The following is a 12,470-nucleotide window of genomic DNA, read 5'->3' as shown; positions in this document are numbered from 1 at the left end:
TTGGCTTACTTAGGTTCTTAGAAGAAGAAAGCACTTGGTTGGAAAAGCTTCTCGACTTCGCCGACAAACTTTTTATTCACTAGGAATAAGATCACGTGATCCCCTTGCTCTATCACGGTTTTGTCGTGAGCCATTAATACTTCGTCGTTGCGGACAATAGCACCAATGGTGGTTCCCGGTGGCAACTTAATATCGCCAATGGCTTTGCCAACCACTTTAGACGTGCTGGCATCCCCGTGGGCAATCGCTTCAATTGCCTCGGCGGCGCCGCGACGTAGGGAGTAAACGTTACAGATATCACCCTGACGGATATGGGTTAACAGTGCCGAAATGGTGGCTTGCTGGGGTGAGATAGCAATGTCGATATTAGCTTCTTGGACGATATCCACATAGGCTTCGCGCTGGATCAGCACCATGACCTTTTTCGCGCCCATACGTTTTGCCAGCAATGCCGACATAATATTGGCTTCATCGTCATTGGTCACCGCAATAAATACGTCGGTTTGATCTATGTGTTCTTCGAGCAGTAATTCTTGATCCGAAGCGTCACCGCAGAACACGGTAGTATTTTCCAGCTGCTCCGATAAGGCTTCAGCTCGCTCATACTTATGCTCAATCAGTTTAACTGAGTGGGTGCGCTCAAGGCGTTTGGCTAAACCTAAGCCTATGTTACCGCCACCGGCGATCATAATATTGCGGTAGGAGTTATCGAGCTTTTGCATTTCGCTCATAACAGCGCGAATGTGGCGACTGTCGGCGACGAAGAAGACTTCATCATCGGCTTCGATAATCGTGGTACCGCGAGGCATGATAGGGCGGCCTTGGCGGAAAATCGCCGCAACCCGGGTATCAATATTCGGCATGTGTTCGCGCAGTGCCGCTAACGCATTACCCACCAGTGGACCGCCATAATAGGCGCGAACGGCCACTAGGCTTAGCCGTCCTTCGGCAAATTCGAGTACTTGTAGCGCGCCGGGATATTCAACAAGTCGCTGAATGTAAGCGGTCACTAACTGTTCAGGGGCGATTAATTCATCGATCACGAAGCCGCCGCGGGGGCGACCGTCGCTATTTTTGGTTTCACTGTCGATAAAGAGTTTATCGCGCATCGCCAGATAAGGTTCTGAGCGAATACGGGCAATTTTTGTTGGCGTGCCGAAAAGGGTGTAAGCAATCTGGCAGGCGGCCATGTTGCATTCATCGCTATTGGTTACCGCGATCAGCATGTCGGCATCTTCTGCGCCCGCTTCTCTGAGCACATCAGGGTGGGCTGCATGGCCCGCCACAACGCGAAGGTCATATTTATCTTGCAGGGCGCGTAGTCTGGATTTGTCATGATCGACTATGGTGATGTCATTATTCTCACCTACCAAATTCTCGGCCAAGGTTCCCCCGACTTGACCCGCACCTAATATGATAATTTTCATGGCCTTGCTTACTTCCTAATCGGTCGCTTTTAATAAACGGGCGTAATAGAACCCATCCATATTGTCTTGTCCTGGCGTGATTTGCCAACCTATATCCTGTGGCGAATTTTGCTGGGAGAGTGTGTCTAGCTTAGCATCTGCCGTTCTCTCTAAAAACGCACTGATCTGGTCGCGGTTTTCCTGCGGTAAAATCGAGCAAGTAGCATAAAGAAGCGTGCCACCGGGTTTGAGCCACTTCCAGCAATGATCGAGAATTTGCTGTTGTAGTTCAGCCAGTTCTTCGATGTCATGGTTTTTACGTAACCATTTAATATCGGGATGGCGGCGGATCACTCCCGTGGCCGAGCATGGCGCGTCCAGTAAGATACGATCAAATTGTCCACCTTGCCACCATGAGTCAATATTGGCCGCATCGCCATGGATAAGCTCCGCTTTTAATGACAAGCGGTCAAGGTTCTGTTGCACGCGCTCGAGGCGTTTGGCATCAAAGTCGACGGCAACCAGTTTAATGCTTGGTTCAAGTTCGAGTAGATGACAGCTTTTGCCACCGGGCGCCGCGCAGGCATCGAGGATTAACTCATTCGCATGTGGCGCCAGTAATGTCGCCGCCCATTGCGCCGCGCCATCTTGCACTGAGGCTGCGCCTTCATGGAAGCGTGGCAGTGTGGCGACATCTTTTGGATGCGCTAAAAGGATGGCATCGGCACTGCTGCCTTCGCTCGCTTCAATCTCGAGTTCGGCTAAGGCAGCGATGTATTCGGTACGACTCTGGGATAAGCGATTATTACGCAGCCACATAGGCGGGCGTTCATGGCTTTGTTGAATAATGTCTTGCCACTGCTCGGGATAGGCATCTTTCAAGCGCTTAATTAACCAAGCGGGCGTGTTGTAGCTTAAGGTATCTGATTCAGTGCTTAGCGGCGAAAGCTGACGCTGAATGTTGCGCAGTACACCGTTAACGACCTTGACCATGCCTTCAAATTTTAATTGGCGACAGGCTTCGGCGGTTTCTGAAATCGCGGCGTGGCTTGGAATGCGAGTGAAGTAAAGTTGATAGCAACCTATGATAAGCAGCTGGTGGATAATCCTTTGCTTACCTTTGAGTGGTTTTGCTAGGCATTCACTGATGCGTTTCTCTATTTGCGGCAGAGTGCGCATCACGCCGTAGCAGAGTTCGGCGAGTAGGGCTTTATCTTTGCCGCTGGCAAGGTGCTTTTGTTGATCGGGCAATGCCACTGAGAGTGACATGCCTTTTTCTAATACTTCGAAGATGGCTTTCGCAGCCAGCGCGCGCAAGTTCATACTATTGAGCCTCGTTTGCGAGGCGAGTATTCGGGCTAAACCATTCACCTCGAGCATTGAGAATATCGGCAACATTGAGCGGCTTTTTCCCCGGCAGCTGCATACTCAGCAGGGTTAATACGCCGTCGGCGGTGGCGACTTCTATGCCTTTTTTGCTGGCGCTGATAATAGTGCCGGGAGCGGCTGTGCTGGTGGTTTCGCTAACTTGGGTCTGCCACACTTTAATAGTATTGCCTTGGTGCTCAAAGTAACTCACTGGCCAAGGATTAAAGGCTCGGACTTCTTGCCAGAGTTGTTTGGCAGATTTATTCCAATCGAGTCTGGCTTCTTCTTTACTGAGTTTTTCTGCGTAGTTTGCTAAGGCTTCATCTTGTTTTTCTGCGGCTAAGGTGCCGTTTGCTAGACCTTCGAGGGCTTGCAATAGGGCAACAGGACCTTGTTCCGCCAGTTTCTCGTAAAGGCTGGCTGAGGTGTCGCTATCTTCAATCGGCAGAGTGGTTTTCAGTAGCATATCGCCAGTATCTAAACCCACATCCATCTGCATAACGGTCACGCCGGTTTCTTTGTCGCCGGCCCAAAGTGCGCGTTGGATCGGTGCGGCACCACGCCAGCGTGGCAAAATAGAACCATGAACGTTAATACAACCTAAACGCGGTGTATCTAATACGACTTTTGGCAGGATCAGACCATAGGCAACCACCACCATGATATCGGCATTCAGCGCAGCTAGTTCTTGTTGCGCGGGTTCTTTACGTAATGAACCGGGTTGATACACAGGAATGTTGTTGGCGACGGCGAGTTCTTTTACTGGGCTGGCGGTCAGTTTCTTGCCGCGGCCAGCGGGTCTATCGGGCTGAGTGTAAACGCCAATCACATTATGGTGTGAGTTCAACAGTGCTTGTAAGTGGCGAGCGGCAAAATCCGGTGTTCCGGCAAAGATGATGTTGAGTGGTTTCAAATCTGATCCTATGCTTCTTTGGCGTCCAATCGGGCCGCTTTTTCAAGTTTTTGTTTGATCCGCTGACGTTTTAGCGGCGACAGATAATCGACAAACAATTTGCCTTTGAGGTGATCCATTTCGTGTTGAATACAGATAGCAAAAAGCTCATCGGCCTCAACAATAAATTCGTTGCCGTGCCTGTCTAAGGCTTTTACCGTAACAAATTCGGCGCGATCGACTTTGGCATAAATGCCCGGCACCGACAGGCAACCTTCTTCATTGCAGAAGTCGCCGCTGCTGGCGATAATTTCGGGATTAATAAACACTTTAGGTCGTTCGACTTCATCTTGTAAGTCCATGACAATAAGTTGTTTATGGTAATCCACTTGGGTCGCGGCCAGACCGATACCTTTTTCTTGGTACATGGTTTCGAACATATCATCAATTTGAGTTTGCAGCTCGGCATTAAACTCTGTGATGGGTGTGGCTCGTGTCCGCAATCTTTCGTCAGGAAATTGTAATACTTTTAATTGTGCCATACATAAACTCTTAACAAGTCTGTCAAATCTCTGCCAGTTAGTTATACTGACTGATGCTAATGGGTTAATTTTAATCTTTAGTGCCTATCAATAACAGTAAAAGCTCAAACTAAGAGCCAAACAACATGGAAATACCCATGAAACGGTTAATTTTACTCGCGTTAATGACATTCAATTGCACGTTTGTTGCCGCCGATACCCTTACGCTGAAAGCGGGGCATCCTGAGTCATATGTGGTGAAAAAGGGCGATACTCTTTGGGATATCTCCGCAGCGTTTCTAAATGATCCATGGAAATGGCCACGTCTTTGGGATGTAAACCCACAGATTGCCAATCCCCATCTTATTTATCCTGGCGATCAACTCACGCTCGTGTTTGTCGATGGTCAGCCTCGGCTTGTGCGCAACGGCGACATGGTCGACAGTGCTAAACCCCATGTGAAGAAGAGTCCTGAAGGACGGATTATTGCCAAGAGCAATGCCATTCCTGCCGTCGACTTGGCTTTGATTGAACAGTATTTAGTGCAGAATCGCGTTGTCGCAACCGACTGGCTTGCCGAGCAACCTATGGTATTGGCAGGTGAAAGCCCATCGCGTCACCATATTGTGGGTGATGTGATTTATATCGATGCTGAACTGCCGATGAATCAAAAGTACGGTGTTTACGAACGTGGTCGCGAGTTTTTCAATAAAGCGTCAGGCGAAGCGATAGGACAAGAGGCCATTTTAGCCTCTACTGGGCAAGTGGTTGAGTCTGGTAAGGTTTCAAAAATTAAGTTGTTAACCAGCTTTCGTGAAACCAAAGCGGGTTTCAGAGTCATGCCGATGGAAAGTGATTCCTTGATGTCAGCTTACTTTACGCCAAAACCGGCAGAGTTAAAGACGCCAGCCGTCGTGCTTGCAATCGAATCAAAGATGCGTGAAGCGGGTAAGTTAGATGTGGTGTACTTAGATAAAGGCACCCAAGATGGGGTTGAGCCCGGAGTCGTGTTTTCTATTTACCGTGATGGTGAAGTCATCGTCATCAACAATGATGGTATGCCAGTGCCTGCCACTGAGCGCACCGCCTACGATAACTTAATGGCATCTGTCTCATCGGATCGCGCTATTCAAATGCCAGATATCTATCATGGCAAACTGTTGGTGTTCAAAGTATTCGACAAAGCGAGCTTAGGTTTGATTGTCTCCACCGAGCGGCCTGTGCGTGTCGACGATAAGTTAATTGCCCCTGAGTCTTTAGCCTTAAGAGGTCAGTAATATCTGAACATTTGGTCGATTGGTTAGTTGTTTGCGCTGTATCTGGGCTGGGACCCGCTCGGATCCAACAATTATTAACGCACATGGAAGTGGACGACCTCAGGCAAAGGTTAGAGCACGAGAGAGAAGCGCTACCTTTATCTGACCATCTGCTCCATAGTCTTGCTATTGATTATCAAAAAGTCGATGTCGCCCTCGAATGGCAGCAGCAAGCCGCTGACAATTATCTTGTTTGTTTCTCCGATCCGCTTTATCCGCCGTTATTAAAACAACTCTCAGATCCGCCCGCGGTCCTGTTCGTTAAAGGTTGTTTGGAGGCGTTAGCCCTTCCTTATCTTGCAATTGTCGGCAGTCGTAATGCTTCACCTGGCGGATTGCAGGTCGCTTATCAGCTGGCTGCGGAGATGTCCTCAATGGGATTTGGTATCTGCAGCGGTATGGCGATGGGGATTGACGGCGCTGCCCATAAAGCCTGTGTTGAACATCAAGGGCGAACTGTTGCTGTGCTCGGGACTGGTATTGAGACTGTTTATCCACGAAAACATCGGCAGCTTTATCATGATATTCAGCAGCAAGGCTGTATACTTAGCGAGTTTTGGCCAGATGTCGGTCCCTTTGCGGGGAATTTCCCGAAACGAAATCGGATTATTAGCGGTCTTTCTTTAGGGACTCTTGTGGTTGAAGCCTGTCGTAAAAGCGGTTCTTTAATCACAGCTAGGTTGGCGATGGAGCAAGGGCGTGAGGTATTTGCCGTTCCGGGCTCAATCTTGGGCGGTTACCATCAAGGCTGTCATGATTTATTACGTGATGGGGCAAAACTTGTGGAAACAGCCGCCGATATAGTGGAGGAGTTGGCAAGTTTAACCGCTTACCACCTTGAAGAATTGAAGTTATGCCACCATATACAGCAAGGTGAGATTTGTAATTTGCCATTTTCGTCTCTGTTAGCTAGTGTAGGTTATGAAACTACATCCATTGATGCAGTAGTTGAACATAGTGGGAAAACGATAGATCTGGTGTTAGAACAAATGCTTGAACTTGAGTTGCAAGGTTGGGTGATTGCAGTACCCGGTGGTTACGTCAGAGTAAAGAGGAGCTAGCCATGTTTGATATCCTCATGTATCTATTTGAAAACTATGTTCACAGTGAAGTTGAACTACTAGTTGATGAAGACGAGTTAACCAAGGAACTCACTCGTGCCGGATTTCATCAATCCGAGATTTTAAAAGCGTTAACTTGGTTAGAGCGCTTAGCAGAATTACAAGAAGGGGATAAACCTTATCTTTGTAATCACGATCAGCATTCGTTTCGTATCTATACAAAGGACGAAATGGACAAGCTGGATGTGGAATCCCGCGGTTTCTTGCTGTTTTTAGAGCAAGTTAAAGTGCTGAATGTCGAAACCCGTGAAATGGTGATCGATAGAGTCATGGAGTTGGATGAGCCAACCCTGATTTTAGAAGATCTCAAATGGGTTATCTTAATGGTGTTGTTTAACGCTCCTGGTCATGAGTCCGCTTATGAGCAAATGGAAGATTTAATCTTCGAACAGCCAGAAGGCCGACTACATTCTTAATCGTTGTGAAAGATGAATTATGAGAGAAAGGAGGCTAAGACCTCCTTTTTTGATGCCATAAATTCCTTGATGGCACTGCGCTTGATATCCTAATGCGCTACGACAGGTGGTGAATGATTATGTCTAAGATTGATGAACAATTATTTAGTGCCCACGAACACGCACTGGAAAAAGAATACGAACTTTGCCCTGAATGTGGCAGCGAGTTATCGGTCAAACACAGTAAGCACGGCGGTTTTATTGGCTGTAATAATTACCCTAGCTGTAATTACACTCGTCCCTTAGTGCAGCACGAATCCATTGAAACTCAAGTGATTGAAGGTTCTGTATGTCCTGAATGCGGCCACGAACTGGCGGTAAAGTCTGGTCGATTTGGGATCTTTATCGGTTGCACTCAATACCCTAGCTGCACGCATATTGAAAAACAGGATCAAGCGAGCGACAAGCCTGATATCTCTTGCCCAGAATGTAAAACGGGTAAACTGGAGCACAGAACGAGCCGCTTCGGAAAGAGTTTTTATGCCTGTAGCGCTTACCCTAAGTGCAAGTTTATTGTGAATTATCCTCCGGTTGCTGAAGCTTGCCCGAGCTGTGGTTTTGGGATCTTAGTCGAGCGTAAAGGTGCGGCGGGGATGCGTTTAGAATGTCCGCAAAAAACCTGCAAGTACAAGCGCCCCTTGTAGCGAGGCCATTGCATAATATTTGTTGCCTTAGTGCGGCTTGAGTATAATCCCCAACCGACCGTTAGATGGGGCGGCGAAGATTCGGGTAATGACAAAAACTGACAAGACGCATAAGGTGATTTGATAATGTTGCAGCTACACCCATCCGATATAAAAGACATCATTCTTCAAGGTGGCGTTATCGCTTATCCAACCGAGGCGGTTTATGGCCTTGGTTGCGACCCAGATAACGACACTGCTATCCAAAAGTTATTGGCGGTAAAACAGCGCCCATGGCAGAAAGGACTGATCTTAGTCGCCAGTGATTTTCAGCAGCTTTTAGCTTATGTTGATGAATCGCAATTAACGGCTGAGCAGCTCGAATTTGCATTTTCCAAGTGGCCAGGGCCTTTTACCTTTGTCATGCCAATCAAAGCGCATGTTTCAAAATACCTCTGTGGCGAATTTGACTCTATCGCAGTGCGAGTGTCGGCCCATGCTGGGGTACAAGCCCTGTGCCGCGCGCTTAATAAACCTTTAGTGTCGACCAGTGCTAACCTTGCAGGTGAAGATCCCGCATTAACTGCCGCTGAAATCCTCGCTGATTTTACCGGTAAAATCGATGCACTGGTATTAGGCGAACTCGGCGAACAACGTCAGCCCTCGACCATTATCGATGCACGAAGCGGCAAAATTTTACGAAATGGACAATGAGCAAACCAATAATAAGGATAACAAGATGAGTGTGCCTGATGCTGCAGTGGTAAAAGCGTTTTTACTCGATTTACAAAACCGAATTTGTGCCGGTTTACAGGCTCTGGATGGCCAAGCAAGGTTTGCTGCCGATTCATGGACTCGCGCCGAAGGCGGTGGTGGTACGAGCCGAGTATTAACCCAAGGTGCAGTGTTCGAGCAAGCTGGGGTTAACTTTTCCCATGTGACTGGCGCAGCTATGCCTGCGTCGGCTACGGCGCATCGCCCTGAGTTAGCGGGCCGTAGTTTTGAAGCTATGGGCGTTTCTTTAGTGATTCATCCTAATAATCCTTATATCCCAACGACTCATGCCAATGTGCGTTTCTTTATTGCTCAAAAAGAGGGTGCCGATCCCGCGTGGTGGTTTGGCGGTGGCTTTGATCTAACGCCTTATTATCCTTTCGAGGAAGATGTGCGCGAGTGGCACCAGACGTCTAAGGATATTTGCGCGCCTTTCGGGGATGAGGTTTATCCCAAGTATAAGAAATGGTGCGATGAGTATTTCTTCCTGCCGCATCGTAATGAAACCCGCGGTGTGGGCGGACTGTTTTTCGATGACTTGAATCAAGCAGGATTTGATCAAAGCTTTAGCTTTATGCAAGCCGTGGGCAATGGCTTCTTAACCGCCTATGCGCCGATTGTTGAGCGTCGTAAGGATACTGAGTTCGGTGAGCGTGAGCGTCAGTTCCAACTCTATCGCCGTGGTCGTTATGTTGAGTTCAACTTAGTCTACGACAGAGGCACTTTATTTGGTCTGCAGACAGGTGGACGTACCGAGTCTATCTTAATGTCGATGCCGCCATTAGTGCGTTGGCAATATGCTTATACGCCAGAGGCGGGAAGCCCAGAGGCAGATTTGTACGATAACTACCTCAAACCACGCGATTGGGTTTAGCCGTTAATCATAAAAAGTGGATGCCATATCCACTTTATTGATTACGCATATGATCGGCCAGAGTTGAAATCGCCTCAAAGATGGCGGCTCGATGCTCTGGCTTTTTAATGTGTTCTTCAATCGCAAATTTCATACAAAACAGCCATTGATCGCGCATCGCCTCATCGACGGCGAAATGCATGTGTCGTGCTCGCAATGCCGGATGACCATATTTTTGCTGATAAAGCTGCGGCCCGCCGAGCCAACCACTTAAAAATTCGAATAGCTTCTGCTCAGACTCCGCAATGGGCGCCCTATGAATGGCAAGCAGTGTTGTCGTTTCTGTTGAGCTTGCCATCTTCTGATAAAAACATTTAGTGATAGCGCGGATCACCTTTTCGCCGCCGATTAAGTCATAGGCGTTAGATTGACTCGGATCGCGATCATCCTGCGGCGGAGTGTGTTTACTAAAAATCTTTTTAAGCCAGTTCATTGGAATAGTCGTTCACTAAAGTAGAGTGTATTGAGCCGATGGCGCATTATAGCGTGAAACCTAGCGTGAAATTTAGTTGAGCATAATTCGTCTTGCGTGGGCTCAAAAGCGCGGTAGACTGCAAAGCCATTGAACCTAAAATTTCATATCGCTATGACAGACAGATACGCAGTGTTTGGCAATCCAATTAGCCACAGTAAATCGCCGTTCATCCATGGACAATTTGCCGCGCCCACCCAAGAGTCATTAACCTATGAGGCCATTCTTGCTCCGGTCGATGGTTTTGAAGCCTCATTGACGGCGTTTTTCAATGCGGGCGGCAAGGGCGCAAATGTGACAGTGCCTTTTAAGGAGCAAGCTTTTGCGCTGTGTGACAGTATTAGCCCAGAAGCCAAACTCGCTGGCGCAGTCAACACCTTAAGTTTATTGGCCGATGGCACTATTCGCGGTGATAACACCGACGGCTTAGGGCTGGTGGCCGATCTCATCGCTAACTTAGGTAGCTTGCAAGATCAGCGCGTGTTAATCATTGGCGCTGGTGGCGCGGCGCGCGGTTGTATTCTGCCGTTATTAAATGCGCGAATTGCGCAGCTGACCATCAGCAATCGCACTCACGCAAAGGCGCAGCATTTGGTCGATATCTTTACTTCTGTGGATAACGGCGCTTACGCGAGTAAAGTCACCGCCGTAGAAATGAGTGAGCTTGCGGGCGAGTTCGATATCATTATTAATTCAACCTCGGCTAGCCTTGCGGGCGAGTTGCCACCTTTGCCAGCACATATCATCACCACCCAAACCGTTTGTTATGACATGATGTATGGCGCCTCGGTCACCGCGTTTAACCAATGGGCACTCTCCCAAGGTGCGGCGAAAGTCATTGATGGGCTAGGTATGTTAGTCGGACAAGCGGCTAAGAGTTTTACCTTATGGCGAGGTATTGAGCCCGACACCCAAGTGGTGTTGACGCTTTTGCGGGACAAACTAATGGCAGAGCCTAAGTAGGAAGCATGAATCAAAGTATTCTTTTCCCCGATCTGCAATATTGGGACGATGCCCAAGGGCAAATCTGTTTTATGGCGCAATCGCAGGGGATGAACATCAAGTGCTATATCAGTGCTGCTAAATTACGTGAGCTGAATGATTTCTCTGAACAGCCGAGCACCGATGAAGCGGCTGCTATGCTGGCATTATTTGATGCGGTGAGATTTGACGCCGAAGAAATGGCAGAAGACTTAATCGAAGCTGAAGAGTTTGATGAGTTTGGGGCAGTACGCCTAGGCTAGTTTGATAGCGAGTTTCAGTGGATAGATTTTGAATCAATAAATAGCAAAAGGCGGCAGAGACTGAATGAGTCTCTGCCGCCTTTCTTATATAGCGATACTAAGCGACTAACGCTAACCGACTAGATGTTTTGTAACTCAACTAAGTACTCGTTTTTCAGTCTGACATAGTTGTCGGCAGATTCTGGCAAAAAGGCCATTTCGGCAGGCGTTAATGGACGAGCCTGCTTAGCTGGGCTGCCTACATATAAATAGCCGCTCTGTAATACCTTGCCCGGTGGCACTAAAGAGCCCGCACCTAAGATCACATCATCTTCTAAAATCGCACCGTCAAGAATAATCGCGCCCATACCCACTAATACTCGGTTACCGACTTTGCAACCGTGAAGCATTGCCTTGTGACCGATAGTCACATCATCACCAATAATCAGTGGATGACCATCGGGACGAGCAGCTGACTTGCGCGTCACATGCAATATGCTACCGTCTTGCACGTTCGAGCGCTTACCAATACGAATATGGTTAACATCACCACGCGCCGCCACCATAGGCCAAATACTGGCATCAGTATCTAACGCAATATCGCCAACAAGCACCGAAGCTTCATCTACATACACATTATTGCCTAATTGAGGATGAATACCTTGGTAAGTTCTGAGTGGCCCTGACATAGAAAAGTCCCTAATTGAGTGGTTTTTTGCATTATAAAGGTTAAAAACTAGCTGGTCAGGTCAAATATCCAACGAACAGTGAGAAAATGACAATTATCTTAAAAATAGGGGTTGCGCACTTTCTCAATCTCCCTATAATGCGCATCCACTGACACGGCAGACAGCGAAAGCAAGCTGACGAGTTAGGTTGAATTGAATGGCTTACTCTCTGTTGAGAATGGCACTTAATTCAACCGCAGCAAGAAGTTAAAAATACTCCTTGACGTGAAACGGGAAATGCGTAGAATACGCAGCCCTAGCCAACTGGAAGCGTTCGGCGCTCAGTGTGGTACTCAAGTCCTCTTACGGATATTGAGTTGCTCTTTAACAAGATAAAACAAGAAATCTGTGTGGACACTCACAGGTGTTGAGTTAATCGAAACTGCTTAACCTTCGGGTTGGCAGTCAAAAATTTAAATCAATGTAACAATGAGTGTTCATAGCAATATGTACAGTTTGTTTCAGCCCTTCTTTTATAAGGAGTGCGAGAAACAAAAAATCAGAATTCATTGAGCCGCTGAAGTCGCAAGACGGAAGCAACAAAACTTTAATTGAAGAGTTTGATCATGGCTCAGATTGAACGCTGGCGGCAGGCCTAACACATGCAAGTCGAGCGGCAGCACAAGGGAGTTTACTTCTGAGGTGGCGAGCGGCGGAC

At 47.8% G+C, this 12,470-nt stretch carries 14 protein-coding genes and 1 rRNA gene; 9 read left to right on the top strand and 6 right to left on the bottom strand.

Going from position 1 to position 12,470, the window contains the following annotated elements; translation table 11 throughout:
- Window positions 1–17: 17 nt before the first annotated feature.
- The 4 genes from trkA to def are packed head-to-tail and all read right to left on the bottom strand — an operon-like array spanning window position 18 to window position 4,208.
- The gene (gene trkA, locus Q4Q57_RS15120) at window positions 18–1,427 is read right to left on the bottom strand and encodes a Trk system potassium transporter TrkA (protein WP_006083799.1); all 1,410 of its coding nucleotides are present in this window, start codon (window positions 1,425–1,427) and stop codon (window positions 18–20) included.
- 15 nt (window positions 1,428–1,442) lie between these two features.
- Window positions 1,443–2,729, bottom strand: coding sequence for a 16S rRNA (cytosine(967)-C(5))-methyltransferase RsmB (gene rsmB, locus Q4Q57_RS15115; protein WP_311891269.1), 1,287 nt, complete (start codon window positions 2,727–2,729; stop codon window positions 1,443–1,445).
- Between the two features lies 1 nt (window position 2,730).
- Window positions 2,731–3,687 carry a methionyl-tRNA formyltransferase gene (gene fmt, locus Q4Q57_RS15110; protein WP_107403103.1) on the bottom strand — a complete coding sequence of 319 codons (957 nt, stop codon included), beginning with the start codon at window positions 3,685–3,687 and terminating at the stop codon, window positions 2,731–2,733.
- 8 nt (window positions 3,688–3,695) lie between these two features.
- Window positions 3,696–4,208, bottom strand: coding sequence for a peptide deformylase (gene def / locus Q4Q57_RS15105; protein ID WP_259214423.1), 513 nt, complete (start codon window positions 4,206–4,208; stop codon window positions 3,696–3,698).
- A gap of 125 nt (window positions 4,209–4,333) precedes the next feature.
- Between def and Q4Q57_RS15100 the strand changes: the two genes are divergently transcribed.
- From Q4Q57_RS15100 to hemF, 6 genes are all read left to right on the top strand, one after another.
- Window positions 4,334–5,464 (top strand): LysM peptidoglycan-binding domain-containing protein, encoded by a 1,131-nt coding sequence (locus tag Q4Q57_RS15100; RefSeq protein WP_006084796.1) that lies wholly within the window; start codon window positions 4,334–4,336, stop codon window positions 5,462–5,464.
- An 83-nt stretch (window positions 5,465–5,547) separates the two neighbouring features.
- On the top strand, window positions 5,548–6,564 hold the full coding sequence (gene dprA, locus Q4Q57_RS15095) for a DNA-processing protein DprA (protein WP_259214425.1): 1,017 nt from the start codon (window positions 5,548–5,550) through the stop codon (window positions 6,562–6,564).
- 2 nt (window positions 6,565–6,566) lie between these two features.
- Complete coding sequence (locus Q4Q57_RS15090; RefSeq protein ID WP_006083793.1) at window positions 6,567–7,040, top strand: DUF494 family protein; 474 nt, start codon at window positions 6,567–6,569, stop codon at window positions 7,038–7,040.
- A gap of 119 nt (window positions 7,041–7,159) precedes the next feature.
- Window positions 7,160–7,723, top strand: a complete 564-nt coding sequence (locus Q4Q57_RS15085; protein ID WP_259528478.1) for a type I DNA topoisomerase — start codon at window positions 7,160–7,162, stop codon at window positions 7,721–7,723.
- Window positions 7,724–7,849: 126 nt separating this feature from the next.
- Window positions 7,850–8,416, top strand: a complete 567-nt coding sequence (locus Q4Q57_RS15080) for an L-threonylcarbamoyladenylate synthase (RefSeq protein ID WP_011845357.1) — start codon at window positions 7,850–7,852, stop codon at window positions 8,414–8,416.
- A 25-nt stretch (window positions 8,417–8,441) separates the two neighbouring features.
- Entirely contained in the window at window positions 8,442–9,350 is a 909-nt protein-coding gene (gene hemF, locus Q4Q57_RS15075; RefSeq protein ID WP_311891268.1) for an oxygen-dependent coproporphyrinogen oxidase, read from the top strand.
- A 34-nt stretch (window positions 9,351–9,384) separates the two neighbouring features.
- Here hemF and Q4Q57_RS15070 read toward each other — a convergent pair whose 3' ends face one another.
- Window positions 9,385–9,822 (bottom strand): group II truncated hemoglobin, encoded by a 438-nt coding sequence (locus Q4Q57_RS15070; RefSeq protein WP_311891267.1) that lies wholly within the window; start codon window positions 9,820–9,822, stop codon window positions 9,385–9,387.
- Between the two features lie 153 nt (window positions 9,823–9,975).
- Here Q4Q57_RS15070 and aroE point away from each other — a divergent pair, with 153 nt between their 5' ends.
- Both aroE and Q4Q57_RS15060 read left to right on the top strand, forming a co-directional pair.
- A complete protein-coding gene (gene aroE / locus Q4Q57_RS15065) occupies window positions 9,976–10,824 on the top strand; it encodes a shikimate dehydrogenase (RefSeq protein ID WP_311891293.1) in 849 nt (282 codons plus the stop codon).
- Window positions 10,825–10,829: 5 nt separating this feature from the next.
- Window positions 10,830–11,105, top strand: a complete 276-nt coding sequence (locus Q4Q57_RS15060) for a DUF1488 domain-containing protein (RefSeq protein ID WP_006083787.1) — start codon at window positions 10,830–10,832, stop codon at window positions 11,103–11,105.
- Between the two features lie 119 nt (window positions 11,106–11,224).
- Here the strand turns inward: Q4Q57_RS15060 and Q4Q57_RS15055 are convergent, their stop codons facing one another.
- A complete protein-coding gene (locus Q4Q57_RS15055) occupies window positions 11,225–11,773 on the bottom strand; it encodes a gamma carbonic anhydrase family protein (RefSeq protein ID WP_006083786.1) in 549 nt (182 codons plus the stop codon).
- Window positions 11,774–12,360: 587 nt separating this feature from the next.
- On the opposite strand from Q4Q57_RS15055, the gene Q4Q57_RS15050 reads away from it, so the two are divergent.
- A 16S ribosomal RNA gene (locus Q4Q57_RS15050) occupies window positions 12,361–12,470 on the top strand; the annotation flags it as partial.

It is taken from the genome of Shewanella sp. SP2S2-6 (genome assembly GCF_031931965.1).
Classification (GTDB): Bacteria; Pseudomonadota; Gammaproteobacteria; order Enterobacterales; family Shewanellaceae; genus Shewanella; species Shewanella baltica.
This window is presented reverse-complemented; position numbering and strand designations above follow the sequence as displayed.

Excerpts from the sequence above, each read along its gene's own strand:
- Q4Q57_RS15085 (WP_259528478.1), top strand. The coding sequence starts at position 7,160 with ATGTCTAAGATTGATGAACAATTATTTAGTGCCCACGAACACGCACTG.
- def (WP_259214423.1), bottom strand. The coding sequence starts at position 4,208 with ATGGCACAATTAAAAGTATTACAATTTCCTGACGAAAGATTGCGGACA.
- dprA (WP_259214425.1), top strand. The coding sequence starts at position 5,548 with ATGGAAGTGGACGACCTCAGGCAAAGGTTAGAGCACGAGAGAGAAGCG.
- Q4Q57_RS15080 (WP_011845357.1), top strand. The coding sequence starts at position 7,850 with ATGTTGCAGCTACACCCATCCGATATAAAAGACATCATTCTTCAAGGT.
- trkA (WP_006083799.1), bottom strand. The coding sequence starts at position 1,427 with ATGAAAATTATCATATTAGGTGCGGGTCAAGTCGGGGGAACCTTGGCC.
- aroE (WP_311891293.1), top strand. The coding sequence starts at position 9,976 with ATGACAGACAGATACGCAGTGTTTGGCAATCCAATTAGCCACAGTAAA.
- Q4Q57_RS15100 (WP_006084796.1), top strand. The coding sequence starts at position 4,334 with ATGGAAATACCCATGAAACGGTTAATTTTACTCGCGTTAATGACATTC.
- hemF (WP_311891268.1), top strand. The coding sequence starts at position 8,442 with ATGAGTGTGCCTGATGCTGCAGTGGTAAAAGCGTTTTTACTCGATTTA.
- Q4Q57_RS15090 (WP_006083793.1), top strand. The coding sequence starts at position 6,567 with ATGTTTGATATCCTCATGTATCTATTTGAAAACTATGTTCACAGTGAA.
- Q4Q57_RS15070 (WP_311891267.1), bottom strand. The coding sequence starts at position 9,822 with ATGAACTGGCTTAAAAAGATTTTTAGTAAACACACTCCGCCGCAGGAT.
- Q4Q57_RS15060 (WP_006083787.1), top strand. The coding sequence starts at position 10,830 with ATGAATCAAAGTATTCTTTTCCCCGATCTGCAATATTGGGACGATGCC.
- Q4Q57_RS15055 (WP_006083786.1), bottom strand. The coding sequence starts at position 11,773 with ATGTCAGGGCCACTCAGAACTTACCAAGGTATTCATCCTCAATTAGGC.
- rsmB (WP_311891269.1), bottom strand. The coding sequence starts at position 2,729 with ATGAACTTGCGCGCGCTGGCTGCGAAAGCCATCTTCGAAGTATTAGAA.